This window comes from Cupriavidus sp. DF5525, from assembly GCF_040149425.2.
In the GTDB taxonomy this organism is placed as follows: domain Bacteria; phylum Pseudomonadota; class Gammaproteobacteria; order Burkholderiales; family Burkholderiaceae; genus Cupriavidus; species Cupriavidus pickettii_A.
The window spans coordinates 4,085,564-4,110,290 of sequence record NZ_CP168265.1; the positions used below are offsets into that span (position 1 = coordinate 4,085,564).

Sequence of the window (24,727 nt, forward strand, 5' to 3'; positions counted from 1 at the left end):
GCGCGACAACCCCCGCATGTAAATTAGTGCTACCATTTGCCGACCGACTGGTCGGTTTATTTTAGAGGCACCAGCCCGCGCCGACCACGAGCACATATAGGCAGGAGACAGCCCAATGCCCCCGATGTCCACGCCCGCTGGCCAGCCGGTCAGCGTAGATGTCGGCCCGGTCTTGCTGCAATGGCAAGGCCCGGTCGCCGTGATCACACTCAACCGCCCCGACAAGCTCAACAGCTTCACTCGCGAGATGCACAAGGCGCTGCAGCAGGCACTCGACCACGTCGAAGCCGGCGGCGCGCGCGCCCTGCTGCTGACCGGAGCCGGCCGCGGCTTCTGCGCCGGCCAGGACCTGGCCGACCTCGACTTCACGCCCGGCCACATGACCGACCTGGGCGAACTGATCGATACCTGGTTCAACCCGCTGATCCGCCGGCTGCAGGCCCTGCCGCTGCCGGTGGTGGCGGCGGTCAACGGCACCGCGGCCGGTGCCGGCGCCAACCTGGCGCTGGCCTGCGACATGGTGCTGGCGGCGCGCTCGGCCACCTTCATCCAGGCCTTCGTCAAGATCGGGCTGGTGCCGGATTCAGGTGGCACCTGGCTGCTGCCGCGGCGCATCGGCATGGCGCGGGCGCTCGGACTGGCTATGACCGGCGAGCGCCTCTCCGCAGAAGAAGCCGAGAAGTGGGGCTTGATCTGGGAAGCCATGGACGACCCGCTGCTGCCCGAACAGGCGTTGGCAATGGCCACGCACCTGGCCGGCCAGCCGACGCGGGCGCTCGCTGCGATCAAGCGCGCCATGTACGCCAGCACCACCGCCACGCTGGACGCCCAGCTCGATATGGAACGCGACCTGCAACGCGAACTCGGCCAGTCCGCCGACTATGCCGAAGGCGTCAACGCGTTCCTCGAAAAGCGCGCCGCGCACTTCACCGGCAAGTAGGTCGCCCACCCTGCACGATATAGGAGACACGCTTGAAACAGGACCCCCAGGCCCTCGCCGAAGCGGCCGCAACCGCCATGTACGAAGCCGATACCTGCAGCCGCTGGCTGGGGATCACGATCGAAGCCGTCCGGCCCGGCTACGCCCGGCTGACCATGCCGGTGCGCAAGGAATTCCTCAACGGACACGGCATCTGCCACGGCGGCCTGATGTTCACGCTGGCCGATTCGACCTTCGCCTTCGCCTGCAACAGCCACAACATCAATACCGTGGCGGCGGGCTGCAGCATCGAGTTCCTCAAACCCGTGCACGGCGGCGACGTGCTGACCGCCGAAGCGGTCGAGCAGATCCTGTCCGGCCGGCACGGCATCTACGACATCCGCGTGACCAACGCCGCAGGCCAGGTAGTGGCGATGTTCCGCGGCAAGTCTGCGCACATCAAGGGACATGTAGTGCCGCCACCAGACGGCGCCTGACCGAATCCCGCAGACACCTACGACAAACGCCCCCTGTGCAGGAGACGACATGAGCACGCGCCTGACAGATCTGCCCCTGGATCCGATCGAGTCCGCCAGCCGCGCCGAGTTGCAGGCGTTGCAGCTGGAAAGGCTGAAGTGGTCGCTCAACCACGCCTACAGCAACTCGCCGGTGTACCGCCGCAAGTTCGACGAAGCCGGCGTCCATCCCGACCAGTTGCGCTCCCTGGCCGACCTGGCGCGCTTCCCGTTCACCAGCAAGCAGGACCTGCGTGACAACTACCCGTTCGGCATGTTTGCCGTGCCGCAGGACCGCGTGGCGCGTGTCCATGCTTCGTCCGGCACCACCGGCAAGCCGACCGTGGTCGGCTACACGCTCAAGGACATCGATAACTGGGCCACGGTGATGGCGCGCTCGATCCGCGCCTCGGGCGCGCGGCGCGGCGACAAGGTGCATATCAGCTATGGCTACGGACTCTTCACCGGCGGGCTGGGCGCGCACTATGGGGTGGAAAAGGCTGGCCTGACCGCAATCCCCTTCGGCGGCGGCCAGACCGAGCGCCAGGTGCAACTGATCCTGGACTTCAAGCCCGAGGTGATCATGGTCACCCCGAGCTACATGCTGGCGATCGCCGACGAGTTCGAGCGCCAGGGCATCGACCCGGCCAGCAGTTCGCTGCAGGTGGGCATCTTCGGCGCCGAGCCGTGGACGCCGGAGATGCGGCTGGCGATCGAGAAGCGCATGGGCATCTCGGCGGTCGATATCTACGGCCTGTCAGAGGTGATGGGCCCGGGCGTGGCCAATGAGTGCGCCGAGACCAAGGACGGCCCGACCATCTGGGAGGACCATTTCTACCCGGAAGTCATCGACCCGGATACCGGCGAAGTGCTGCCCGACGGCGAGTTCGGCGAACTGGTGTTCACCTCGCTCACCAAGGAGGCGATGCCAGTGGTGCGCTACCGGACCCGCGACCTGACCCGGCTGCTGCCCGGCACGGCGCGTGCGGCATTCCGCCGCATGGAGAAGGTCACCGGCCGCACTGACGACATGATGATCGTGCGCGGGGTCAACGTGTTCCCGTCGCAGATCGAGGAACTGATCCTCAGGCACGCCGAGTTGGCGCCCCACTACCAGTGCGTGCTGAGCAAGGACGGCCGCATGGACGCGCTGACCGTGCGCGTGGAGTGCGCCCACGGCAGCCAGCCGGCGCTGGCGCATAAGGCGCGCGAGCGGCTGGCGCACGAGATCAAGGCCTATATCGGCGTGACCGCCGGCATCGAAGTGCTGCCCGAGGGCGGTATCGAGCGTTCGGTGGGCAAGGCGCGGCGTATCGTCGACCAGCGCCCGCGCTAGGCGCCGGCGACCGCGAAAAAAGGGCGCTCGATGGCGCCCTTTCGCGTTTCCGCCTGAAGCCGTCAGCTGCGCGGCATCAGCACCCACATGCGGCCGCCCTGCTTCATGCGGCCCGCGGTCTCGCCGGCCGCATCGCCTGCGCCCCAGAAGAAGTCCGCGCGCACCCCGCCCTTGATGGCGCTGCCGGTATCCTGCGCGAACATCAGCCGCTGGATCGGCTCGGTCGACAGCGGGCGCGTGGTCGACAGGAACACTGGCACGCCGAGCGGGATGGTGGCCGGATCGACCGCGATCGAGCGCTCCGCGGTCAGCGGCACGCCCAGCGCGCCCACCGGGCCGTCGTTGTTGGGCGGCAGTTCGCGGAAGAACACGAAGCGCGGGTTGATGTTCAACATCTCCTCGACGCGCCACGGGTTGGCACGCGCCCACGCCTTGATGCCCTGCATGGTGGCCTGCGCCGGGGTGATCTCGCCACGGTCCAGCAGCCACTTGCCGATCGAGCGGAACGGCTGGTCGTTGGTGCCGCCGAAGCCGACCCGCACCATGGTGCCATCGGCCATGCGGATGCGCCCCGAACCCTGGATCTGCAGGAAGGCGGCCTCAACCGGATCGTCCACCCACACCAGCTCATTGCCACGCATGGCCGGGTTCTGCAGCAGTTCGGCGCGGCCGGGCAGCGGGCGGTTGCCGAATTGCGCCGGCTTGCGGTACAGCGGCACCTGGTATCGCCCCTGGCGCGTGCGCGAGCCGTGCAGGATGGGTTCGTAGTAGCCGGTGATCAGGCCGCTGTCGGTGCCGTCGCCATTAACGACGCGGAACGGCTGGAAATTGGACTCAAAATAGGCGCGCATGGCGTCGAGGTCGCCGGCGTCCACCATCATGCCGGCGGCGCAGGCCCGGCTCCACTCGGCGCGCTTCTTCAGCGCCTGGCAGCTGGCCTGCAGCGCGGGCCAGGCGGCGCGCACGTCGTCCTGGGTCCAGCCGCCGATTTCGTTCCAGTTGGCCGCCTGCAGCCTGCCCTTCTGGGAGGAAGCCGTCGGTGGCGGAGTGGTGCCGGCCGGGCCAGTCTCGATACGCGGCGGCGGGCCGCTCATGCAACCGGCCAACAGCGCGGCGGCGCCGGCCAGGGCAAGCCAGGCGCGGGCGGGCGCGCCAAGGCGCGAGGAGGAACCAGGAGAAATCGAAAGGGAATCCGCGTATGCCATCTTGCTTATTGTTCAGTGTCCGCCGCCGTCGCTGCGCGGGCATGGATCGCCGGGCCGATTGCCCTACAATCACCAGTCATCCTTTACTGCCTGCGCCCCGCGGGCCTTAGCCGCATCCGCCATGAGCAAGTTCTTCGAAGCCCATCCCATGCTGCTGTTCGCCCTGGAAGCCGGCGTGGCGCTGTTCCTGCTGATCTTTATCGTGGTCTGGACCATGGGCACGGCCAAGAAGAACCCGCGTCCGACGCGCGCGCCCGACAACCATCCGTCCCGCCAGGCTTCGCAGGCACCCGAAGCGCCGGCGCAGGATCAGGACAGCGCCAAGCGCCAGTAGGTTCCCCGCACTTGCCAGACGCGCCACGCGCTCAATGCAGCATGCGCGGCAGTACCAGGGCGAATTCCGGGATCGGCACCTCGAAGCGATGGCCGTCCTCGGCCACGCAGAAGTAATCACCCTTCATCGAGCCGACCGGCGTCGAGATGGTGGCCCAGCTGGTGTATTCGAAATGCTCGCCCGGCTTGAGCAGCGGCTGGTGGCCGACCACGCCGAGGCCGGCGACTTCCTGCGTGCCGTTGTCGCTGTCGGTGATGATCCAGTGGCGCGAGATCAGCTGCGCCGCCACTTCGCCGATGTTGTGGATGGTGATGGTGTAGGCGAAGGCATGGCGCCCGCGCTCAGGATCTGACTGGTCCGGCAGGTACTGGGTGCGTACCGAGACGGAGAAGGCGTACTCGCTCATCTTGGGCAGGGCCGGCGGCAGGCGGCCGGCAAGGGGAAATGGGTAGCCGCATTGTGCGGGATGGGCGCGGCACGGGCAAGAGCACCCGCAAGAGCACGGGCCCGGCGGGGCAGCGGTAGAATATAGCCCTTTCACAGCCTGGCCGTCCCGGGCAGCGCCCCGGGGCGCACGCCACGGCCCGCCGGACGTGTCCCCTCCGCCGCCAGCCCCAGGCATCGCGGCAGAGGCGCAAACAGCATTCATCCCCATCCTCGCCGCCATCGCCACCATGAGCACGCCCACTTTCCGCATCGCCCCGTCCATCCTGTCCGCCGACTTTGCCCGCCTGGGCGAGGAAGTGCGCCGCGTGACCGAGGCCGGCGCCGACTGGATCCACTTCGACGTGATGGACAACCATTACGTGCCCAACCTGACCGTGGGTCCGCTGGTGTGCGAGGCGATCCGCCCGCACGTGACCGCGCCGATCGACGTGCATCTGATGGTGCGCCCGGTGGACCGGATCATCCCGGACTTTGCCAAGGCAGGCGCCAATATCATCACCTTCCACCCGGAAGCCAGCGAGCACGTCGACCGCTCGCTCGCGCTGATCCGCGACAACGGCTGCCAGGCCGGCCTGGTGTTCAACCCGGCCACGCCGCTGCACCACCTGGATCACGTGATGGACCGCCTGGACGTAATCCTGCTGATGTCGGTCAACCCGGGCTTCGGCGGCCAGTCGTTTATCCCCGAGACCCTCAACAAGCTGCGCGCCGTGCGCCAGCGCATCGATGAATACAAGGCCCGCACCGGCCGCACCATCCTGCTGGAAGTGGACGGCGGCGTGAAGGTCGACAACATCGTCGAGATCGCCGCGGCCGGCGCGGATACCTTCGTGGCGGGCTCGGCCGTGTTCGGCAAGCCGGATGCGGACGGCGGCTACCGCGGCATCCTCTCGGCGCTGCGCGGCGAGCTGGCGAAGGTCGGTCCGCAGGTCGCCCAATGACCGCGGGCGTGGTCCTGCGCCGCACCGACTGGCGCGGCATCGAAGGCGTGATCGTCGACCTGGACGGCACCATGGTCGACACCGCGGGCGACTTCCACGCGTCGATCAACGCCATGCTGCTGGCGCTGGGCCGCCAGCACCCCAACCTGGGCCCGGTGGCGCCGATGTCCGAGCAGGAAATCATCAGCTACGTCGGCAAGGGCTCCGAGAACCTGATCCGGCGCGTGCTCGACGCGCGCTTCGCGCCGCTGCACGCCAACGGCCTGTTCGCCGATGCCTACGCGCTGTACGACCGCGAGTACATCCGCATCAACGGCCAGTTCTCGCAAGTCTACCCGGGCGTGCGCGAGGGGCTGGCGGCGATGAAGGCCGCCGGTTTGCGGCTGGCCTGCGTGACCAACAAGCCCTACAGCTTCACCGAGCCGCTGCTGGCCAAGACCGGGCTGGCGCCGTATTTCGAGCTGGTGTACGGCGGCGACGCCTTCGCGCTGCGCAAGCCGGACCCGTTCCCGCTGCTCAAGGTGGCGGAGGCATTCCGGCTGGAGCCGACGGCGATGGCGGCGCTGGGCGACTCGGAAAACGACGCCCAGGCGGCCCGCGCGGCCGGCATGGGTGTGCTGCTGGTGCCCTATGGTTACAACCATGGCAACCCTGTACAAGCCGTCGAGGCCGATGGTATAGTCGACTCCATTGCCCTCGCCGCAGAGCTGTTTGCGGCACACCGGGCAGGTCATCGATAACCGTCGATCCAGACCGGAATCCCTGAACATTCAATGTTTCTCAACCGCAAACGCATCTCTTCTGGCAGTGATCGGCAGGCTTGGCCCTGGCGTCGCTGGCGCGCCTCCCAACAGGCGTAAAGTGCGTTCGCGAGTCTGCTGACGAGCCCTCGACCCGAGGGCCTCGGCACACCGGCCCAGCTGCCGGGCATTCCCACCAAAACCCGCCGCAAGCCAGCGTAGCCGCCATATTCGTGTGCTACGTTTAGCTCAAGAACGCGCCGCACGCCCTCTCTCCGGCCGTGTGCAGTCTTGTCCGCAAGCTTCTTGCACCACGGTCCGCCACCGGGGCGGGTATCCCATACGCTCCAGCTTTATCTGCCGACAAGCGGCGCCGCGCCTGACCACCCGACGCGCAGCGCGGGCCGCACAAGAGGACCGACATGACCGAACTGGAATTCAAATCGCTGGCCGACCAGGGCTACAACCGCATCCCGCTGATCACCGAGGCCTTTGCCGACCTGGAAACGCCGCTGTCGCTGTACCTGAAGCTGGCCCAGTCGCAGACCCGCGGCGTCAACACCTTCCTGCTCGAATCGGTGGTGGGCGGCGAGCGTTTCGGACGTTTTTCGTTCATCGGCCTGCATGCCCGCACGCTGCTGCGCGCCTTCGGCAACCGCACCGAGGTGGTGACCGACGGCAAGGTGGTGGAAACCCACGAAGGCAACCCGCTCGATTTCATCGCCGAGTTCGAAAAGCGCTTCAAGGTGGCGCTGCGCCCCGGACTGCCCCGCTTCTGCGGCGGCCTGGCCGGCTACTTCGGCTACGACGCGGTGCGCTATATCGAGAAGAAGCTCGCCGGCACGCAGAAGCCCGATGACCTGAACCTGCCCGATATCCAGTTGCTGCTGTGCGAGGAGCTGGCCGTCATCGACAACCTGTCGGGCAAGCTCTACCTGATCGTCTACGCCGACCCGACCACGCCCGAGGCCTACCCTCGCGCCCGCCAGCGCCTGCGCGAGCTGCGCATGAAGCTGCGCCAGCCGGTGGACGTGCCGGTCACCAGCCCGTCGGTGCAGACCGAGGTCTACCGCGAGTTCGCCAAGGCCGACTACCTGGCCGCGGTGCACAAGGCCAAGGAATACATCATGGCCGGCGACATGATGCAAGTGCAGATCGGCCAGCGCCTGGTCAAACCTTACCGTGATGCGCCGCTGTCGCTGTACCGCGCGCTGCGCTCGCTGAACCCGTCGCCGTACATGTACTTCTACAACTTCGGCGACTTCCAGGTGGTGGGCGCCTCGCCGGAGATCCTGGTGCGCCAGGAGGAACGCAAGGTCGGCACCAATGGGGACACCCGCAGCGAACACATCGTCACCATCCGCCCGCTGGCCGGCACGCGCCCGCGCGGCAATACGCCGGAGAAGGACGCCCAGCTCGCCACCGAGCTGCTGCAGGATCCCAAGGAGATCGCCGAGCACGTGATGCTGATCGACCTGGCGCGCAACGATATCGGCCGCATCGCCGAGACCGGCTCGGTCAAGGTCACCGACAAGATGGTGATCGAGAAATACTCGCACGTGCAGCATATCGTCAGCTCGGTCGAAGGCACGCTGCGTGAAGGGATCAGCAATCTGGACGTGCTGCGCGCGACCTTCCCGGCCGGCACGCTGTCGGGCGCGCCCAAGGTCCATGCGATGGAGATCATCGACGAGCTCGAGCCGCGCAAGCGCGGCATCTACGGCGGCGCGGTGGGCTACCTGTCGTTCGGCGGCGAGATGGACCTGGCGATCGCGATCCGCACCGGCATCATCAAGGACGGCAACCTCTACGTGCAGGCCGCCGCCGGCATCGTCGCCGATTCGGACCCCGAAGCCGAATGGAGGGAAACCGAGGCCAAGGCACGCGCCGTGATCCGTGCCGCCGAGCAGGTCCAGGATGGCCTGGACTCCGACATCTGAGAGAACAGGAGACAGACGCCATGCTGCTGATGATCGACAACTACGATTCGTTCACCTACAACCTGGTCCAATACTTTGGCGAACTGGGCGTGGAAGTACGCACCTACCGCAACGACGAGATCACCGTCGAGGAGATCGAGGCGCTCAAGCCCGACCACATCTGCGTCTCGCCCGGCCCATGCAGCCCGAAGGAAGCCGGCATCTCGGTGGCGACGCTGCAGCACTTTGCCGGCAAGATCCCGCTGCTGGGCGTATGCCTGGGCCACCAGGCCATCGCCGAGGCCTTCGGCGGCAAGGTGATCCGCGCCAAGCACGTCATGCACGGCAAGGTCAGCACCATCGAGACCACGCAGCAAGGCGTGTTCGCCGGGCTGCCCAAGCACTTCGACGTGACGCGCTATCATTCCCTGGCGATCGAGCGCGAGACCCTGCCCGATTGCCTGGAGATCACCGCCTGGACCCCGGACGGCGAGATCATGGGCGTGCGCCACAAGACGCTCGCCGTGGAAGGCGTGCAGTTCCATCCCGAGTCGATCCTGTCCGAGCACGGCCATGCAATGCTGGCCAACTTCGTCAAGGCGCCGCGATGAGACTGCTCGATTCCGCACCCGCCAGCACGCATCACGCCCCGCAGACTTCCGATATTGAGAACGCCATGTCCATCACGCCGCAAGAAGCCCTGACGCGCTGCATCGAACACCGCGAGATCTTCCATGACGAGATGCTGCACCTGATGCGGCAGATCATGCAGGCGCAGATCTCGCCGGTGATGGCCGCCGCGATCCTGACCGGCCTGCGCGTAAAGAAGGAAACCATCGGCGAGATCTCCGCCGCCGCGCAGGTGATGCGCGAGTTCGCCAACAAGGTCCCAGTCAAGGACCGCGACAACTTCGTCGATATCGTCGGCACCGGCGGCGACGGCTCGCACACCTTCAATATCTCGACGGCGTCGATGTTCGTCGCGGCCGCCGCCGGCGCGAAGATCGCCAAGCACGGCAACCGTGGCGTCAGTTCCAAGTCGGGCAGCGCCGACGTGCTGGAGGCGCTGGGCGTGAATATCATGCTCACACCCGAGCAGGTCGGGCAGTGCATCGAAGAAACGGGCATCGGCTTCATGTTCGCGCCCACGCACCACCCGGCGATGAAGAATGTCGCGCCGATCCGCAAGGAAATGGGCGTGCGCACCATCTTCAATATCCTGGGCCCGCTGACCAACCCGGCCGACGCGCCCAACATCCTGATGGGCGTCTTCCACCCTGACCTGGTCGGCATCCAGGTGCGCGTGATGCAGCGCCTGGGCGCGAAGCACGCCATCGTGGTCTACGGTAAGGATGGGATGGACGAGGTCTCGCTCGGCGCCGCCACCTTGGTAGGCGAGCTCAAGGACGGCGAAGTGCGCGAGTACGAAATCCACCCCGAGGACTTCGGCCTGCAGATGATCTCCAACCGCGGCCTGAAGGTGGCCGATGCGGCCGAATCGAAGGAAATGCTGCTGGAGGCGCTGTCCAACGTGCCGGGCACGCCGCGCGAGATCGTTTCGCTGAACGCGGGCACGGCGCTGTATGCCGCCAACGTGGCCGACTCGGTCGAGGACGGCATCCGCCGCGCGCGTGAAGCCATTGCCAGCGGCGCGGCGCGTGAGAAGCTCGACAGGTTCGTTCGCGCCACGCAGCAATTCAAGGCCTGATCCACATTTTTCTGGCGGAAAGCCATATGTCCGACATCTTGCAAAAAATCCTGGCCGTGAAGGCCGACGAAGTGTCCGCCGCGCGCAAGAAGCGCGAACTGCCCAGCCTGCGCGCCGAGGCCGAGAGCCTGCGCAGCGAGGCCGGCCTGGCGCCGCGCGGCTTTGAGCGCGCGCTGCGCGAGAGGATCGCCGCCGGCCACGCCGGCGTGATCGCCGAGGTCAAGAAGGCATCGCCGTCAAAGGGCGTGCTGCGCGAGAACTTCGTGCCAGAGGCGATCGCCGAAAGCTACGCCGGCCACGGCGCCGCCTGCCTGTCTGTGCTGACTGACGTGAACTTCTTCCAGGGCCATGCGGACTACCTGAAGCGCGCCCGCGGCGCCTGCCCATTGCCTGCCCTGCGCAAGGACTTCATGGTCGACCTGTACCAGGTGTATGAAGCACGCACCTGGGGCGCCGACTGCATCCTGCTGATCGTGGCCGCACTGGACCCGGGCCTGATGGCCGACCTGGAAGCCTGCGCGCTTGAGCTCGGCATGGATGTGCTGGTGGAAGTGCATGGTGACGATGAGCTCGATGCCGCCCTGCGCCTGAAGACCCCGCTGCTGGGTGTGAACAACCGCAACCTGCGCACCTTTGAGGTGTCACTGGACAACACGCTGGACCTGTTGCCGCATATGCCGGCTGACAAGCTGGTGGTGACGGAATCGGGCATCCTCGGCCAGGCGGACGTAAAGCGCATGCGCGATGCCAACGTGCATGCGTTCCTGGTAGGTGAGGCGTTCATGCGGGCGCCGGATCCGGGGGTGGAGCTGGCGCGGTTGTTTGCCTGAGCGATGGCCCAGGAAATTGAACTCAAGCTGGCCGTCCCCGACGCCGCCCTCGCCCCGCTGGCCGCCTGGCTCGACGCCAACGGCACGCCACAGGGCGAAGCCACCCTGCTCAACGTCTACCTCGATACGCCGGAACGCGACCTGGCGCAGGCGCGCGCCGCGCTGCGGCTGCGCCGCAAGGGCTCGCAGTGGCTGCAGACGCTGAAGACCGCCGGCAGCAGCCAGGCAGGCCTGGCCACGCGCCATGAATGGGAAACCGAGATCGCTGGCGAAGCCATCGAACTGGAGCGCTTCCCCGCCGAAGCGCAGGCCGTACTGGCACCGCTGATCGGCCGGCTGGCCCCCGTGTTCCGCACCGACTTCGTCCGCCGCACCTGGCTGGTCAGCCAGGACGGCGCACGCATCGAGGCAGCACTCGACACCGGCACAATCACCGCACCGGCCAGTGCCGCGCAGGAACGCATCCAGGAACTCGAACTGGAATGGCTCGACGGCGACGCCACCCAGGCGGCCGGCGCCCTGCGCGCCTTTGCCGCACGGCTGGCCGGCATTGCAACGCTGGCGCCGTCCGATCTCAGCAAGGCCGCACGCGGCTACCACCTGGCAGGCATCGTCGAAGGCAAGGCGTCATAATCGCGTTTTTCCTCGCCCCGCTTTCCCAACGCATGCAAGCCGATCTCTTCGCCACCGACACCCACGCCCCCGGCGAGCCCGCGCCGACCGCCAGCCTGCAGGCCCAGGCCGACGCCCTGCCCGCCGCCTGGCGCGCGCTGCTCGATCCGTGCATCCAGGTGCCGGCGTGGCTGGAGCTGGCCGCCTTTGTCGATGGCGAGCGCGCCGCCGGCAAGCCGGTGTTCCCGCACCACGTCTTCCATGCGCTGCACCTGACGCCGCCCGACGCGGTCAAGGTGGTGATCCTGGGCCAGGACCCGTACCACGGCACCGGCTCGGTCGGCGGCGTGGAGATGCCGCAGGCGCACGGGCTGGCGTTCTCGGTGCCGGAGGGCATCAAGGTGCCGCCCAGCCTGCGCAATATCTTCAAGGAAATCGCCGCCGAGTTCGGCGCGGACGGCAACGGCCCGCCGCGCACGTCCGGCAACCTGGAAGGCTGGGCGCGCCAGGGCGTGCTGCTACTCAACACCGTGCTGACGGTCGAGCAAGGCCAGGCGGCGAGCCACGCCCGGCGCGGCTGGGAGGCGGTCACCGACTGCCTGATCCAGCATCTGGCAGCCAGCCGCCCGAACCTGGTGTTCATGCTGTGGGGCAGCCACGCGCAGGCCAAGAAGCCGCTGCTGGGCGACGGCCATTGCGTGCTGGAAGCGCCGCACCCGTCGCCGCTGTCGGCGCACCGCGGCTTCCTCGGCTGTGGCCACTTCCGCGAAGCCAACTGCTGGCTGGAGGCGCACGGCCGCGCGCCGGTCGAATGGACCGTCGCCTGAGCGCGACTCCCCAGGCTAAATTGTCGGCCGGAACTCGAAGCCGGCAAACTCCCCTTCCCCAGGCCCGACCTCGACGAGCGTCACGCGCGCCTCCGGCGGGCCCGTTTCCATCCACGCTTGCATCGCTTCGAGCTGTTTGACCGTGCCGTGCGCCATCACCTCTACCGTGCCGTCGACCCGGTTGCGCACCCAGCCACCCAGGCCGAGCTCGTCCGCCGCGTCGGCACAGGCGGCGCGGTAGCCCACGCCCTGCACGCGCCCATGCGCGACCATGCGCCAGGTTGCTTTCTTCATGGCCTTTCCCTTTGAGCGCACGCCGGCGGCGTACGCGAAGTGTCATCCACACCAAGTAAACTAGACCGCCATGCCGGGCGTTACCAAGGGATGCGCGCCGCCCGGCGTGAAGCCGGCGGCATGCGGGCTTTGCCATCGTCCGCCGGGCCGCGAACCGGAGCCGGGCCACAAGCCCTGGCCTCAAGCCGAGAAAGCCCGAGAAGCGCCCATGATGCCACCCACCGACCGCCGCGCGGCCCAGCCCGCCCCCGGCTACGACAGCCAGCTGCTGCGCGCGCCGCCGAACCGCTTCGACCTGGCGCTGCTGCCGATCATCCTGGCCGTGATCGTGATGATCGCGTTCGCCGCGCAGCAGATGAGCGCGCCGTTCCAGCCCGACCAGCAGTTGGCGGTGCACCTGGAGGTCGCCTACCTGCCCTATTACCTGATGCGCACCAGCATCCGCATGCTCGCGGCGCTGGCGGCGTCGCTGCTGTTCTCGCTGGCATTTGCCGCGCTGGCGTCGAAGAGCCGCACCGCCGAAAAGGTGCTGGTGCCGGCACTGGATATCCTGCAGTCGATCCCGGTACTGGGCTTCCTGTCGATCACCGTGACCGGCTTTATCGCGCTCTTCCCCGGCAGCCTGGCCGGCGTGGAATGCGCGGCGATCTTTGCGATCTTCACCTCGCAGGCCTGGAACATGGCGTTCAGCCTGTACCAGTCGTTCCGCACCATCCCGGGCGATTTGCTCGAAGCCGCGGCCATGTTCCGCTTGTCGCCGTGGCAGCGCTTCTGGCGGCTGGAAGTGCCGTTCGCCATGCCGGGCCTGCTGTGGAACATGATGATGTCGATGTCCGGCGGCTGGTTCTTCGTGGTGGCGTCCGAGGCGATCTCGGTGTCGGGCCACGATATCCGCCTGCCCGGCATCGGCTCCTACATCGCGCTGGCGATCCAGCAGCAAAACCTGGCCGCGATCGGCTGGGCGATCCTGGCCATGCTGGTCGGCATCCTGCTGTATGACCAGCTGCTGTTCCGCCCGCTGGTGGCATGGGCCGACCGCTTCCGCTTCGAGACGCTGGCGCAGGACAAGCTGCCGCAGTCATGGCTGCTGGACCTGCTGCGCCGCTCGGCGTGGGTCGGCGCGCTGCTGGCGCAGATGGCAGCGCTGGCCGCGCGCACCCTCGCCTGGGGCGGCCGCCGCCGTTCGCGTGGCGCGGTGCAGCCTGCCAACGCGAGCCGCGCGCAGTGGCTCGCCCGCGTGCGCGATGCCGTGATCGTGCTGGTGGCTCTCGCCGCGCTGCTGCGCGTGGGGTACTTTGTCCATAGCGAGGTGGGCTGGGCCGAGGTCGGGCATGTGCTGTGGCTCGGCACGCTGACCATGGTGCGCGTGGTCGTGCTGATCGCGCTGGCCGCGCTGGTGTGGGTACCGATCGGCATCCGCATCGGCCTGAACCCGGACCTGGCCCGCATCGCCCAGCCGGTGGTGCAGTTCCTGGCGGCCTTCCCGGCCAACCTGATGTTCCCGCTGGCGGTGATGCTGATCGCACGCTTCGGGCTCAATCCGGAAATCTGGCTGAGCCCGCTGCTGATCTTCGGCACGCAGTGGTACATCCTGTTCAACGTGGTCGCGGGCGCCTGCGGCATCCCGACGGAACTCAAGCTCGCGGCGCGCAACTTCGGACTGCGCGGCTGGCTGCTGTGGAAGCGCTTCCTGATCCCGGCCGTGTTCCCCAGCCTGCTGACCGGGCTGGTCACCGCTGCCGGCGGCTCGTGGAATGCGAGCATCGTGTCCGAGTATGTAACCTGGGGCGACCGCACCATCGTCGCCACGGGACTCGGCAGCTATATCGCCGAGACCACCGCGCGCGGCGACTTCCCGCGCATCGCGCTGGGCATCGGCGTGATGGCGCTGTTCGTGGTCGGCTTCAACCGGCTGCTGTGGAATCGCCTGTATCAACTCGCGCAAGAGCGCACCCGCTTTTAAGGCTCCAATGGCCGAGAACTTCAACCCAACTGCCGCCGCCCCTGCCGTGATCGAACTGCACGGCGTCGGCAAGATCTTCCGCACCGCCAGCCAGAGCGACCGCGCGGTGCTCGAAGGCGTCGACCTGACGCTGCGCGAGGGCGAGATCGTCGCCATGCTGGGCAAGTCCGGCTCGGGGAAGTCCACGCTGTTGCGCATCATGGCCGGTCTGGTCGGTGCCGATCGCGGCGAGGTGCGCTTTCGCGGCGAGCGTCTGGCCGGCACCGCCGAAGGCATCGCCATGGTGTTCCAGTCGTTCGCGCTGTTCCCGTGGCTGACGGTGCAGCAGAACGTGGAGCTGGGGCTCGAGGCGCAGGGCGTGCCCAGGGCCGAGCGCGAGCGCCGTGCCGAAGCCGCGATCGACATGATCGGGCTGGCCGGCTTCAACAGCGCACTGCCGCGCGAGCTGTCTGGCGGCATGCGCCAGCGGGTGGGCATTGCGCGCGCGCTGGTGACCGAGCCGGACCTGCTGCTGATGGACGAGGCCTTCTCCGCGCTGGACGTGCTGACCGGCGAGACCCTGCGCGACGAGATGCTCGAGCTGTGGGAAAGCGGCCGCGCCAATATCCGCAGCATCCTGATCGTCTCGCACAACATCGAAGAGGCGGTGATGATGGCTGACCGCATCGTCATCCTGTCGAGCGACCCGGGCCGCATCCGCGCCGAGGTGCCGGTATCCTTGCCGCGCCCGCGCAACCGCGACAGCGCGCAGGTGCGCGCGCTGGTCGACGAGATCTACGCGCTGATGACCGCCCCCGCTGCCGAAGCCCGCCTGCCGGCGCAAGCGCCTGCGCGCCAGATCGGCTACCGCCTGCCCGACGCCGACATCAGCCAGATGGAAGCCATCCTCGACCTGCTGTGCGAGGCGCCCTTCGACGGCCGCGCCGACCTGCCGCACCTGGCCGACGAAGCCGGCCTGACCGACGACGAACTGCTGCCCGCCTGCGAAGCGCTGCAGCTGGTGCGGCTGGTGTCGATCGAGCGCGGCGACATCACCGCCACCGAGGCGGGCCGCGCTTACTACGCAGCCGAGCCTCAGCAACGCAAGGCAATGTTCGGCAAGCAGTTGCTGGGCAACGTGGCGCTGACCGCGCATATCCGCCGCGAACTGGAAGCGAGCGAGGCGGGCGAGATCGGCGAGAAACAGGTGCTGCGCGAGCTGGAGCAGTTCCTCAAGCCCGCAGAAGCCGAGCGCGTGCTGAGCGTGGCGATCGGCTGGGGCCGCTACGGCGAAATCTACGAGTACCGCTACAACAGCGGCATGCTGACGCTGCCCGAGGACGAGATGCCAGAAGCGCAGGCAAACGGCGGTTGAGCCGCGCCGGGGCTAACCGCCTGCGCGCATCGCACGCCCGATGGCCCCGGTACGCAGCGCAATCTTGGCCGCATCCTCACGCAACGCGCGCAGGCGGCGCTCCAGCACCGCGTTGGCCGGGCGGCCGGTGGAGCTGGAGGTAAGACCAGCCGCGTCGCTCGATTCGCCGGCCGCGGCCGCCTGCACCAGCCCTTCGGTACGGCGCTTGTCGGCCGAGTCGGCCAGGCGCGCGCGGCGCTCGGCAGCGGCGTCTTCGGCGGCTTCGGCAACTGCTCCTGGCTCGGCAGCGTCCGCTGCTGCTCCGCTTGCCCTTGCGTCCGCCTCCTCCGTCGTCGGGGCCGCCTGCCTACGCTCGCCCGGCGCTGCCCGATTGCGAATAAAGCCCGCACCTTTGCCACCGCCGCGGTCATCCGCATGCAGCCGGTCGACGGCCAGCTGCAGACTGTGGCTGGCTGCCTCGGTAGCTTGCTCGATCGCGGCCTCCGCAGCCGGAATATCGAGCTCGTCATAATGCTGCCGCACCTGGATGCGCGCCGCCGCCACGTGCGCCGCCACCAGGTAGTTCTGCACGATAAAGCGGTTCAGGTTGTCCACCGCGCGGTGCCGGCTCTTGGGCTCGTCCAGCATGCGCTGGAACGACGAGATCAGCGCCGACAGGTGGTCCATGAACTGCTTGCGCTGCACGCGGTAGGCAAAATCGTCCTTGGCCCGGCGCAGCAGCAGGTCGCGCGTGGCGGCGATATAGCGGCGGTTGGCCTGCAGCACGCCCTCCACCAGCTTGGGGATGGCGCGGTACTCCCAGCTCGGCAGCACAAAGCTGAACAGCGAGGCGATAATGCCGCCGATCACCGTATCGACCAGCCGCTCGCCCGCCACCGTCGGGCTGCCCGGCATCAGCAGGTTGATCTGGATCAGCACCTGGATGCACGCGGCAATCGCGGTATAGCGGTACTTGATGGTGACGAACGCGGCGCTGGCCACCAGCGCCAGGAACAGCACGCCCAGCAGCACCAGCGGCTGGTGCACCACCTTCAGGATCCCGACCGCGACCACGCAGCCGATCAGCGTGCCGATCACGCGGTCGTTGTAGCGCTGCTTGGTCATGCTGAAGTTGGGCTTCAGGATGACGATGATGGTCAGCAGGATCCAGTAGCTGTGCGAGACATAGGGAAGATGGTTGGTGATCCACAGCCCCAGCGCCACCGCCATCGAGATCCGCAGCGCGAAGCGGAATGCCGGCGAGCGCCAGTTCAGGTTCTCGCGCAGCACGCCGAATTCATACTTCTGGCGCGTCAGGAACGGCGTCATGTCGGAGCCCGGCAGCACCTTGGCCGGCTCCACCGGCGTGCGCGAGGCCTCGTGCAACTGGCCGATCAGCGTGATTGCACCGCGGATCATGTCCAGCGTCTCGGCCAGCGCGGTCATCGCCGCCGGGTTGATGTGGTGGTGGCGCAGCTGCGCGATCTCGGCCTCGACCGCGCGCAACCCCTCGCGGTACTCCACCGTGGGGTACGAGGGGCGGCCGCGCGTGACCTCGTAGGCGATCTCTTCCACGTCCTTGCACATCAGGATCACCAGCCCGCGCAGGTGGTCCAGCACCGGCGTGCCGGCGAAGGTCTGGCGCAGCAGCGGGTAGTCGGTGTTGGTCGACAGGATGTACTCGTACAGGTCCAGCATGCGCAGGTGCACCTGCACCAGCAGCCCGTCGTGCGGGGTGCGGTTGCCGCGCAGCACCAGGTCGCGCGCGGCCTGCTGGCGCTCCGCCACCACGATCTGCTGGCGCACCAGCTGGTTGAACTGCGCCTCGTAGTCGTTGCCGGCGTCGTAGAAGCCGGCCTTGATCTCGAGGTAGCCGGCCAGCTCGTAGAGCGATTCGGCCAGCACCTGCTGCCTGGTACGGCGCTCGGTGATCCAGCTCACCAGCATCGCATAGCCGAGATAGGCCACTGCGCCGATGCTGAACAGCGCCGCATGCACCAGCGCGCGCTCCACCACGAAGTCCTCGTTGATCGTGAGCGTCATCACGAACAGCGCCGAGAACTGCAGCGGCAGCGTCTTGTTGCCGTACACCGTCATCATGGCGGCCATGAAGGTCACCAGCACCAGCACGAACGGCATCACGCGCGGGAACGGCGTGGTCAGCGCCACCACCAGCGTCACCACGCTGCACAGCAGCACGCTCGCCAGCATCTCGTTGAACTTGTGGTTCAGCGGGCTGGGCAGATCCATCAGGCTGGTGCACAGCGCGCCCATCGACACCACCATGGCGGTGGGCAGGTCGGTGAACTGCAGCGCGATCAGCGTGGCACCGATCACACCGGTGGCCGAGCGCAGACCCCGGTAGACGTAGTGCGAATACAGGAAGGTGCGGGGATCGTGCGCGTATTGCATGCAGCGGGGGCGGTTGCCTGCGGTGGCGGGTATTGCGTCGGGGTGCTACGTCACTGGCCCAGCCAGCGCGAGCGTGCCGCGTGCCGACCGCTCTCCAGCTTCACCTTGAACTGCGCCGCCGGCTCGCGCGCCAGCGTCACCGGCAGCACCTGCAGCTCGTCGCGACGGAAAGCGTGCAGCTCGACCCGATCGCCAGTGCGGTAGCGCGCCAGCAGCTTGTCGATCTGGCCGGGCGCGACGCGCAGGCCGTCGATGCCCACCAGCAGGTCGCCGGCGGACAGGCCCGCGGCCTGCGCCGCGCCGCCGTCGAACACCTGCGCCACGCGCACCCAGCCCTCGTCGCTCTTGACCTTGATGCCCAGCGCCGCGGTGCGCGCCGGCTTCTGCGCCTCGGCCTTGATGCCGATCGCCTTGAACAGCGCCGGCAGCGGCAGCTCCCCGGTGCCTTCGGTCAGCGAACGCAGCAGCGCGCCCAGGCGCAGGCCGGTGACTTCATCGAACAGCGCATAGACCTCGGCCTCGGTGACGCCGCGCTGCACCGCGCCCGACGCATAGAAGCCGCGCCCGTAGCGGCGCCACAGCGCGCGCATGATGTCGTCCAGCGAACGGCGCCCGCGGGTCTTCTCGCGAATGGTCAGGTCCAGCGCCAGTGCCACCAGCGAACCCTTGGTGTAGTAGCTGACGATGGCGTTGGGCGCATTCTCGTCCTGGCGGTAGTACTTGGTCCAGGCGTCGAACGAGCTTTCGGCCACGCTCTGCTTGGTGCGGCCGTTGCCGCGCAGTACGCCGTTCCAGGTCTTGGCCAGCATCTCGACGTACTGCTCGTCGGTGATGCAGCCGGAGCGCACCAGCACCAGGTCGTCGTAGTAGCTGGTGAAGCCCTCGAACAGCCACAGCAGCGGAGTGTAGGTTTCCTCCACCAGCCGGTATGGCACGAACGCGGCCGGCTTGATGCGCTTGACGTTCCAGGTGTGGAAATACTCGTGGCTGCACAGCCCGAGGAAGGTGCGGTAGCCCTCGCTGGTTTCGCTGTCGCCGCGCACCGGCAGGTCATTGCGCGCGCACATCAGCGCGGTGCTGGCGCGGTGCTCCAGGCCGCCGTAGCCGTCGGTGGTGACCATCGTCATGAAGACGTAGCGGCGGTTGCTGTCGAGGAACGGCGCCTGCGCGGTCTTGGGCTCGAACAGCCGGATCTGCGTCTCGCAGATGCGCTTCAGGTCGCGGCATACGCGCTCGATATCGAGTTGCGGCACGCGGCCGGTGAAGACCACATCGTGCTGCGCGCCGCAGGCGCGGAAGGTGGCGAGCTGGAAGGTGCCCATCTCGACGGGGTGGTCGACCAGCTCGTCATAGTCGGCCACCTGGTAGCGGCCAAAGCCGTAGCGTTTGGCGCCCTCGCGCCCCGGCGCTTCCGGCATTGCGGTGGCGACGCGCCAGTTGCGGTAGGCCTCGCCCGCTGGCGCGTGGATATCGACGGTACATGGCCGCTCGGCCTGCCCTTCCACGCACAGGAATACCGAGCTGGCGTTGAAGAAGCCGTGCGTGCTGTCCAGGTGCGCGGCGCGCACCGACAGGTCCCAGGCATAGACCTCGTAGCTCAGTGTCAGCGGGCCGTCGGCAATGCTGACGGGCGCGGCCTGCCAGCTCTGCTTGTCGAGCTTGGTCAACTCGACTTCGCGGCCGCCCGCATCGGCGCGGATGCGCACGATATTGCGGGCGAAGTCGCGGATCATGTAGCTGCCCGGGATCCAGGCCGGTAGCGAGAAGCGCTGGCCGGCGGGATCGGGCTCGCTCACCGTGACGGTGACGGCAAAGAGATGGGCTTCAGGCTGAAGCGGGGCGATGGCGTAGCGGATCGGCGTCATGGGCAGGATTGTAACGTCGGCGCTTGCAGGCAACGCCGACGCTGTTAAGCAAGGCGGCGCCGATCAGGTGCGATTCACATCCACCACCACACGCCCGCGCATGCCGCCTTCGACGATCTTGCGGCCGGCTTCGATCGCATCGCCCAGGCCGATCTCGCGCGTGATCGCGTTCAGGCGATCCGGCTCGAGATCGCCGGCCAGCCGTTCCCATGCGCGCTCGCGCAGCGGCATCGCCGCCATCACGCTGTCGATGCCGTGCAGCGTGATGCCGCGCAGGATGAAGGGCGCCACCGAGGCCGGGAAGTCCAGGCCCTGCGCCAGCCCGCACGCCGTTACCACGCCGCCGTAGCGCACCTGGGCGCAGGCATTGACCAAGGTGTGCGAGCCGACTGAATCCACCACCGCGGCCCAGCGTTCCTTTTGCAGCGGCTTGCCGGGCGCCGACAGCTCGGCACGGTCGATCACCTCGTCGGCGCCGAGCGCCTTCAGGAAATCGGCCTCGCTGGTCTTGCCGGTCGACGCCACCACCTTGTAGCCGAGCTTGCTCAGCACCGAGATCGCCACCGAACCCACGCCGCCCGAAGCGCCGGTCACCAGCACCTCGCCGTCGCCCGGCCGCACCGGGCCGTTGACGCCGCCGCGCTCCAGCGCCAGCACAGACAGCATGGCGGTATAGCCCGCAGTGCCGATCGCCATGGCCTGGCGCGTGGTGAAGGCATCGGGCAGGCGCACCAGCCAGTCGCCCTTCAGGCGCGCGCGCTGTGCCAGGCAGCCCCAGTGCGTCTCGCCCACGCCATAGCCGTTGAGCACCACCTTGTCGCCGGCTTTCCAGCGCGGGTGCGAGGACTCCAGCACCGTGCCGGCGCCGTCGATGCCCGCCACCATCGGCCACTTGCGCACCACCGGTGAGCGGCCGGTGATGGCCAGCCCGTCCTTGAAGTTGATGGTGGAGTAGTCGATGGCGACCAGCACGTCGCCCTCGGCCGGCAGCTGCGCTTCTTCGAGCGTGGCGATATTCGCCTGCGTGGCGCCGTCGGTCTGGGTCAGCAGCAATGCCTGGAAGGTCATGGTGTCTCCTTGTCGCCTAGCGGCGATCGCTCGGGATGATGGGAAGGCGGAAAGCACAACGGCCGGACAAGCCGGCCGTCGATCGAGCCGGCGCAGGTCCGGCGCGGGGTTATTTCTTGATGCTGGCGAGCTTGCGTTCCAGCGTGGCGACGTCGGCCGCGCCCGGGATGCGCGTGCCGTCGGTGAAGAACACCGCCGGCGTGCCGGTCACGTTCATGCTGTGGCCCAGCGCCAGGTTTTCTTGCAGCGGCGTCTGGCAGCTGCCGTTGCCGGTCAGCGCCACCTGCTTGAGCATCCAGTCGCGCCATGCCTTGGTGCGGTCGGACGCGCACCAGACCTGCTTGGCCTTGGTTTCCGAATCCGGCGACAGCACCGGGTACAGGAAGGTGTACACGGTGATGTTGTCCATCTGCTGGAAGGTCTGCTCGATGCGCTTGCAGTAGCCACAGTTAGGATCCGAGAACACCGCGATCTGGCGGCTGCCGTCGCCCTTGGTCCACTTGATCGCGCGCGCCAGCGGCAGGTCGGACCACTTGATGCGGTTGATCTCCGCCATCCGCTCCTCGGTCAGGTTGGTGCCGGTGCGGGTGTCGATCAGCTCGCCGTTCAGGATGTAGCGGCCCGATGCGTCTGTATAGACCACCTGGCCGCCGATATTGGCCTCGAACAGGCCGGGCACCGGCGTCTTGCTCACGCTCTTCACTTCGGCGCGGCCGCCCAGCACCTTCTGCAGCGATTCCTTGATGCGGTCGGTGCCGGGTTCGCCCGCGGCCATGGCGTGCAGCGCAAAACCCGCCGCGGCCAGCCCGCCGGCAATGGCTGTGGTCCAGGCAGGGTGGCGACGCAGGAATTGGAACATGTGGACTCCAGAGTGTTCGGTAGAGAGATCGGGGCGCAGGTTTGACTTTCGTCAGCCTAGCGCGTGGCCGATCAGAAAGCGCTTGAGCAGCGACTGGCCGCCCACCGCGCGCATGCCGGTATTGCGCACCACGCGGGCCACGCCGCCGGGTAGTGAGAACAGGCGGTGCAGCCCGTCCGTGGCCGCCGTCAGTGACAACAGGTCCGTGGCGCGCGCGCGCTCGTAGCGGCGCAGCAGGCGCAGGTCGCCCTCGCTGCGGAAAGGTTCTTTGTCGGCCATCACGCGGCCAAGTTCCGCGACATCGCGCAGGCCCAGGTTCATGCCCTGGCCGGCGAGCGGATGCACCACGTGGGCGGCATCGCCCACCAGCGCCACGTGCGGCTGCACGAAGTGTTCGGCCCGCTGCAGCACCAGCGGAAAGCCCTGCGCCGGCGTCACGCAGCGCAGCGCGCCGAACTGCGCGCCAACCGCGCCGGTGGCGCCTTGCATTACCGTGGCGGCGAGCGCCTCCGGCGACAGTGCGAGCAGGTCGCGGGCATGGGCTTCGTCGGCCGACCAGACCATCGACACATGGTTGCCCGGCAACGGCAGCATCGCCAGCACTTCGCCGTTGGCGGGCTCCTCGTCGGCCATCAGCTTTTCCGGGGCGCCCAGGAACCACTGCCACGCGGTCTCATGGTGCGGGCGCTCGCAGGCAAAGTTGGCGACCACGCCGAGTTGCCGGTACTTGCGCGTCGTCACGCCGATATGGCACTGCTGGCGCAGCCAGGAGCGCGCGCCGTCGGCGCCGATCGCGCAGGCGGTGCGCAGCTTGGTCCCGTTGTCCAGCGTCAGCGTGACGCCGTCCGGATCGCGCTCGAATGCGGTGGCGGTGCCATCGTGCCAGGTCACCTGGTGCTGGAAGCCCAGCGCAGTGTCCAGCGCGCGCTCGACATGGCTGGATTCAATGATCCACGCCAGCTGCGGCACCGCGGCGGCATAGGCCGAGAAATGCAGGTCCCCGTCCAGGCTGGGCGTGGTCTCGGCGGCGCTGACGTCGCCGAACACGCGCATGTCGCGCACCGGCTGGATCCGCGCCGGGTCCAGCGCCTCCCACACGCGCATGCGCTCCAGCAGCGCCTGCGAACTGGCCGAGAAGGCATAGATGCGACTGTCCCAGTCGTCCGGCGCGGCCGCCGCGCGGCCGCTGGCCCTGGGCGGCTTCGGCGCGACCAGCGCCACGTCCATGCCCTGCTGGGCAAGCAACAGGGCGCAGGACTTGCCGACGATGCCGCCGCCGACGACGACAACCTGGAAAGCCAAGGCAGTTTGAGCGGAGGGGCGCGCTGCGGGGCGCGCGGACGCGTTGGATCGGGTCATGGCTGGATTATAGCCACGTCACTCCGGGCCTCGCCCTGCGCCGCGCAGCGCCGGTCAGGCCGGCCAACCCCGCCGATGGCGGGGCGCCCATCCGCTAGAATATGGGTTTTGCCATTTCCCGCCTGACACCATGAGCCTCCAATGCGGCATCGTCGGCCTGCCTAACGTCGGCAAGTCCACGCTGTTCAATGCCCTGACCAAGGCCGGCATCGCCGCCGAAAACTACCCGTTCTGCACGATCGAACCCAACGTGGGCGTGGTCGAAGTGCCGGATTCGAGGCTCGCCAAGCTGGCGGAGATCGTCAAACCCGAGCGCATCCTGCCGGCCACGGTCGAGTTCGTCGACATCGCCGGCCTGGTGGCGGGCGCCTCCAAGGGCGAAGGCCTGGGCAACCAGTTCCTCGCCAACATCCGTGAATGCGACGCCATCACCCACGTGGTGCGCTGCTTCGAGGATGACAACGTGATCCACGTGTCAGGCAGGGTGCATCCGCTGTCGGACATCGAAGTGATCAACACCGAACTCGCGCTGGCCGACCTCGCCACCGTGGAGAAGGCCCTGGCCCGCTACGTCAAGCCGGCCCGCGCCGGCGACAAGGAAGCCCAGCGCCTGGTCGCCGTGCTGGAAAAGGCGCAAGCCGTGCTTGACCAGGCCAAGGCCGTGCGCACGCTCGACCTGGCCCCGGAGGAGTGGGAGGCCATCCGCCCGTTCTGCCTGATCACCGCCAAGCCGACCATGTATGTGGCCAACGTGCGTGAAGACGGGTTCGAAAACAATCCACACCTGGACGCGGTGCGCGAGCACGCCAAGCAGACCGATTCGCCGGTGGTGGCGGTGTGTGCTGCCATCGAGGCCGAGATCGCTGATCTGGACGATGCTGATAAGGCCGAGTTCCTGGCGGACCTGGGCATGGAAGAACCCGGCCTGGACCGCGTGATTCGTGCGGGCTTCAAGCTGCTGGGGCTGCAAACCTACTTCACCGCTGGCGTGAAGGAAGTGCGCGCCTGGACGATCCATGTTGGCGACACGGCGCCCAAGGCAGCAGGCGTGATCCACACCGATTTTGAGCGCGGCTTCATTCGCGCCCAGACCATCGCCTACGACGACTACATTGCCTTCAAGGGCGAGACCGGCGCGAAGGAAGCCGGCAAGATGCGCGCCGAAGGCAAGGAGTACGTGGTGAAGGATGGGGATGTGATGAACTTCCTGTTCAACGTCTGATCTTCACCCGATCGCATGA

Annotated in this window: 23 protein-coding genes; 15 read left to right on the forward strand and 8 right to left on the reverse strand. The window is 67.8% G+C overall.

The genetic code is table 11. From position 1 onward, the window contains the following. The first annotated feature begins 115 nt into the window (after positions 1-115). From paaG to paaK, 3 genes are read left to right on the forward strand one after another with little or no spacing between them, the layout of a single operon-like run. Entirely contained in the window at positions 116-940 is an 825-nt protein-coding gene (paaG, locus tag ABNX08_RS19050; protein WP_022536714.1) for a 2-(1,2-epoxy-1,2-dihydrophenyl)acetyl-CoA isomerase PaaG, read from the forward strand. A gap of 32 nt (positions 941-972) precedes the next feature. Continuing rightward, positions 973-1,416 (forward strand): hydroxyphenylacetyl-CoA thioesterase PaaI, encoded by a 444-nt coding sequence (paaI, locus tag ABNX08_RS19055; protein WP_022536715.1) that lies wholly within the window; start codon positions 973-975, stop codon positions 1,414-1,416. A 49-nt stretch (positions 1,417-1,465) separates the two neighbouring features. After that, on the forward strand, positions 1,466-2,770 hold the full coding sequence (gene paaK / locus ABNX08_RS19060) for a phenylacetate--CoA ligase PaaK (RefSeq protein WP_022536716.1): 1,305 nt from the start codon (positions 1,466-1,468) through the stop codon (positions 2,768-2,770). A 62-nt stretch (positions 2,771-2,832) separates the two neighbouring features. Here the strand turns inward: paaK and ABNX08_RS19065 are convergent, their stop codons facing one another. Further along, complete coding sequence (locus ABNX08_RS19065) at positions 2,833-3,975, reverse strand: murein transglycosylase A (RefSeq protein WP_022536717.1); 1,143 nt, start codon at positions 3,973-3,975, stop codon at positions 2,833-2,835. Positions 3,976-4,096: 121 nt separating this feature from the next. On the opposite strand from ABNX08_RS19065, the gene ABNX08_RS19070 reads away from it, so the two are divergent. Further along, positions 4,097-4,309 carry a hypothetical protein gene (locus tag ABNX08_RS19070; protein ID WP_022536718.1) on the forward strand — a complete coding sequence of 71 codons (213 nt, stop codon included), beginning with the start codon at positions 4,097-4,099 and terminating at the stop codon, positions 4,307-4,309. 31 nt (positions 4,310-4,340) lie between these two features. Here the strand turns inward: ABNX08_RS19070 and apaG are convergent, their stop codons facing one another. Continuing rightward, the gene (gene apaG, locus ABNX08_RS19075) at positions 4,341-4,715 is read right to left on the reverse strand and encodes a Co2+/Mg2+ efflux protein ApaG (RefSeq protein WP_022536719.1); all 375 of its coding nucleotides are present in this window, start codon (positions 4,713-4,715) and stop codon (positions 4,341-4,343) included. Positions 4,716-4,983: 268 nt separating this feature from the next. Here apaG and rpe point away from each other — a divergent pair, with 268 nt between their 5' ends. From rpe to ABNX08_RS19115, 8 genes are all read left to right on the forward strand, one after another. Then, a complete protein-coding gene (rpe, locus tag ABNX08_RS19080) occupies positions 4,984-5,697 on the forward strand; it encodes a ribulose-phosphate 3-epimerase (RefSeq protein WP_022536720.1) in 714 nt (237 codons plus the stop codon). Further along, positions 5,694-6,437 (forward strand): phosphoglycolate phosphatase, encoded by a 744-nt coding sequence (gph, locus tag ABNX08_RS19085; protein ID WP_022536721.1) that lies wholly within the window; start codon positions 5,694-5,696, stop codon positions 6,435-6,437. Before rpe ends, gph begins: the two co-directional genes overlap by 4 nt. A gap of 422 nt (positions 6,438-6,859) precedes the next feature. Next, on the forward strand, positions 6,860-8,377 hold the full coding sequence (gene trpE / locus ABNX08_RS19090; protein ID WP_022536722.1) for an anthranilate synthase component I: 1,518 nt from the start codon (positions 6,860-6,862) through the stop codon (positions 8,375-8,377). A 20-nt stretch (positions 8,378-8,397) separates the two neighbouring features. After that, positions 8,398-8,967 carry an aminodeoxychorismate/anthranilate synthase component II gene (locus ABNX08_RS19095; RefSeq protein WP_022536723.1) on the forward strand — a complete coding sequence of 190 codons (570 nt, stop codon included), beginning with the start codon at positions 8,398-8,400 and terminating at the stop codon, positions 8,965-8,967. 65 nt (positions 8,968-9,032) lie between these two features. Further along, complete coding sequence (gene trpD, locus ABNX08_RS19100) at positions 9,033-10,064, forward strand: anthranilate phosphoribosyltransferase (RefSeq protein ID WP_041681159.1); 1,032 nt, start codon at positions 9,033-9,035, stop codon at positions 10,062-10,064. A gap of 26 nt (positions 10,065-10,090) precedes the next feature. Next, the gene (trpC, locus tag ABNX08_RS19105) at positions 10,091-10,894 is read left to right on the forward strand and encodes an indole-3-glycerol phosphate synthase TrpC (protein WP_022536725.1); all 804 of its coding nucleotides are present in this window, start codon (positions 10,091-10,093) and stop codon (positions 10,892-10,894) included. Between the two features lie 3 nt (positions 10,895-10,897). After that, on the forward strand, positions 10,898-11,527 hold the full coding sequence (locus ABNX08_RS19110; RefSeq protein ID WP_349605158.1) for a CYTH domain-containing protein: 630 nt from the start codon (positions 10,898-10,900) through the stop codon (positions 11,525-11,527). Between the two features lie 32 nt (positions 11,528-11,559). Continuing rightward, positions 11,560-12,333 (forward strand): uracil-DNA glycosylase, encoded by a 774-nt coding sequence (locus ABNX08_RS19115; protein ID WP_349605157.1) that lies wholly within the window; start codon positions 11,560-11,562, stop codon positions 12,331-12,333. A gap of 15 nt (positions 12,334-12,348) precedes the next feature. On the opposite strand, the gene ABNX08_RS19120 is transcribed toward ABNX08_RS19115, so the two are convergent. Further along, complete coding sequence (locus ABNX08_RS19120; RefSeq protein WP_022536728.1) at positions 12,349-12,627, reverse strand: acylphosphatase; 279 nt, start codon at positions 12,625-12,627, stop codon at positions 12,349-12,351. Between the two features lie 208 nt (positions 12,628-12,835). Between ABNX08_RS19120 and ABNX08_RS19125 the strand changes: the two genes are divergently transcribed. Together ABNX08_RS19125 and ABNX08_RS19130 are read left to right on the forward strand one after the other, a co-directional pair. Further along, positions 12,836-14,590: an ABC transporter permease subunit gene (locus ABNX08_RS19125; RefSeq protein WP_022536729.1), complete on the forward strand. Its 1,755-nt coding sequence runs from the start codon at positions 12,836-12,838 to the stop codon at positions 14,588-14,590. A 7-nt stretch (positions 14,591-14,597) separates the two neighbouring features. Further along, the gene (locus ABNX08_RS19130; RefSeq protein ID WP_349605154.1) at positions 14,598-15,944 is read left to right on the forward strand and encodes an AAA-associated domain-containing protein; all 1,347 of its coding nucleotides are present in this window, start codon (positions 14,598-14,600) and stop codon (positions 15,942-15,944) included. Positions 15,945-15,956: 12 nt separating this feature from the next. Here the strand turns inward: ABNX08_RS19130 and ABNX08_RS19135 are convergent, their stop codons facing one another. The 5 genes from ABNX08_RS19135 to ABNX08_RS19155 form a co-directional block, all read right to left on the reverse strand. Further along, positions 15,957-18,335 carry an FUSC family protein gene (locus tag ABNX08_RS19135; protein WP_022536731.1) on the reverse strand — a complete coding sequence of 793 codons (2,379 nt, stop codon included), beginning with the start codon at positions 18,333-18,335 and terminating at the stop codon, positions 15,957-15,959. A 50-nt stretch (positions 18,336-18,385) separates the two neighbouring features. Further along, a complete protein-coding gene (locus tag ABNX08_RS19140; RefSeq protein ID WP_022536732.1) occupies positions 18,386-20,200 on the reverse strand; it encodes a M61 family metallopeptidase in 1,815 nt (604 codons plus the stop codon). Between the two features lie 63 nt (positions 20,201-20,263). Next, a complete protein-coding gene (locus ABNX08_RS19145) occupies positions 20,264-21,268 on the reverse strand; it encodes an MDR family oxidoreductase (RefSeq protein WP_022536733.1) in 1,005 nt (334 codons plus the stop codon). Positions 21,269-21,377: 109 nt separating this feature from the next. After that, on the reverse strand, positions 21,378-22,127 hold the full coding sequence (locus tag ABNX08_RS19150) for a DsbC family protein (RefSeq protein WP_022536734.1): 750 nt from the start codon (positions 22,125-22,127) through the stop codon (positions 21,378-21,380). 51 nt (positions 22,128-22,178) lie between these two features. Next, on the reverse strand, positions 22,179-23,486 hold the full coding sequence (locus ABNX08_RS19155; RefSeq protein ID WP_022536735.1) for a UbiH/UbiF family hydroxylase: 1,308 nt from the start codon (positions 23,484-23,486) through the stop codon (positions 22,179-22,181). A gap of 130 nt (positions 23,487-23,616) precedes the next feature. Here ABNX08_RS19155 and ychF point away from each other — a divergent pair, with 130 nt between their 5' ends. Beyond that, positions 23,617-24,708 (forward strand): redox-regulated ATPase YchF, encoded by a 1,092-nt coding sequence (gene ychF / locus ABNX08_RS19160; RefSeq protein WP_022536736.1) that lies wholly within the window; start codon positions 23,617-23,619, stop codon positions 24,706-24,708. The last annotated feature ends 19 nt before the right edge of the window (positions 24,709-24,727 follow it).

Bases quoted from the DNA above. Each gene is read 5' to 3' on its own strand.
- ABNX08_RS19155 (WP_022536735.1), bottom strand. From the start codon at position 23,486: ATGACCCGATCCAACGCGTCCGCGCGCCCCGCAGCGCGCCCCTCCGCT.
- trpD (WP_041681159.1), top strand. From the start codon at position 9,033: ATGTCCATCACGCCGCAAGAAGCCCTGACGCGCTGCATCGAACACCGC.
- ABNX08_RS19145 (WP_022536733.1), bottom strand. From the start codon at position 21,268: ATGACCTTCCAGGCATTGCTGCTGACCCAGACCGACGGCGCCACGCAG.
- ABNX08_RS19110 (WP_349605158.1), top strand. From the start codon at position 10,898: ATGGCCCAGGAAATTGAACTCAAGCTGGCCGTCCCCGACGCCGCCCTC.
- ABNX08_RS19070 (WP_022536718.1), top strand. From the start codon at position 4,097: ATGAGCAAGTTCTTCGAAGCCCATCCCATGCTGCTGTTCGCCCTGGAA.
- ABNX08_RS19065 (WP_022536717.1), bottom strand. From the start codon at position 3,975: ATGGCATACGCGGATTCCCTTTCGATTTCTCCTGGTTCCTCCTCGCGC.
- trpC (WP_022536725.1), top strand. From the start codon at position 10,091: ATGTCCGACATCTTGCAAAAAATCCTGGCCGTGAAGGCCGACGAAGTG.
- apaG (WP_022536719.1), bottom strand. From the start codon at position 4,715: ATGAGCGAGTACGCCTTCTCCGTCTCGGTACGCACCCAGTACCTGCCG.
- ABNX08_RS19140 (WP_022536732.1), bottom strand. From the start codon at position 20,200: ATGACGCCGATCCGCTACGCCATCGCCCCGCTTCAGCCTGAAGCCCAT.
- ABNX08_RS19120 (WP_022536728.1), bottom strand. From the start codon at position 12,627: ATGAAGAAAGCAACCTGGCGCATGGTCGCGCATGGGCGCGTGCAGGGC.
- paaK (WP_022536716.1), top strand. From the start codon at position 1,466: ATGAGCACGCGCCTGACAGATCTGCCCCTGGATCCGATCGAGTCCGCC.
- ABNX08_RS19135 (WP_022536731.1), bottom strand. From the start codon at position 18,335: ATGCAATACGCGCACGATCCCCGCACCTTCCTGTATTCGCACTACGTC.
- paaG (WP_022536714.1), top strand. From the start codon at position 116: ATGCCCCCGATGTCCACGCCCGCTGGCCAGCCGGTCAGCGTAGATGTC.
- ABNX08_RS19095 (WP_022536723.1), top strand. From the start codon at position 8,398: ATGCTGCTGATGATCGACAACTACGATTCGTTCACCTACAACCTGGTC.
- trpE (WP_022536722.1), top strand. From the start codon at position 6,860: ATGACCGAACTGGAATTCAAATCGCTGGCCGACCAGGGCTACAACCGC.
- ABNX08_RS19130 (WP_349605154.1), top strand. From the start codon at position 14,598: ATGGCCGAGAACTTCAACCCAACTGCCGCCGCCCCTGCCGTGATCGAA.
- ABNX08_RS19125 (WP_022536729.1), top strand. From the start codon at position 12,836: ATGATGCCACCCACCGACCGCCGCGCGGCCCAGCCCGCCCCCGGCTAC.
- rpe (WP_022536720.1), top strand. From the start codon at position 4,984: ATGAGCACGCCCACTTTCCGCATCGCCCCGTCCATCCTGTCCGCCGAC.
- ABNX08_RS19115 (WP_349605157.1), top strand. From the start codon at position 11,560: ATGCAAGCCGATCTCTTCGCCACCGACACCCACGCCCCCGGCGAGCCC.
- gph (WP_022536721.1), top strand. From the start codon at position 5,694: ATGACCGCGGGCGTGGTCCTGCGCCGCACCGACTGGCGCGGCATCGAA.
- ABNX08_RS19150 (WP_022536734.1), bottom strand. From the start codon at position 22,127: ATGTTCCAATTCCTGCGTCGCCACCCTGCCTGGACCACAGCCATTGCC.
- ychF (WP_022536736.1), top strand. From the start codon at position 23,617: ATGAGCCTCCAATGCGGCATCGTCGGCCTGCCTAACGTCGGCAAGTCC.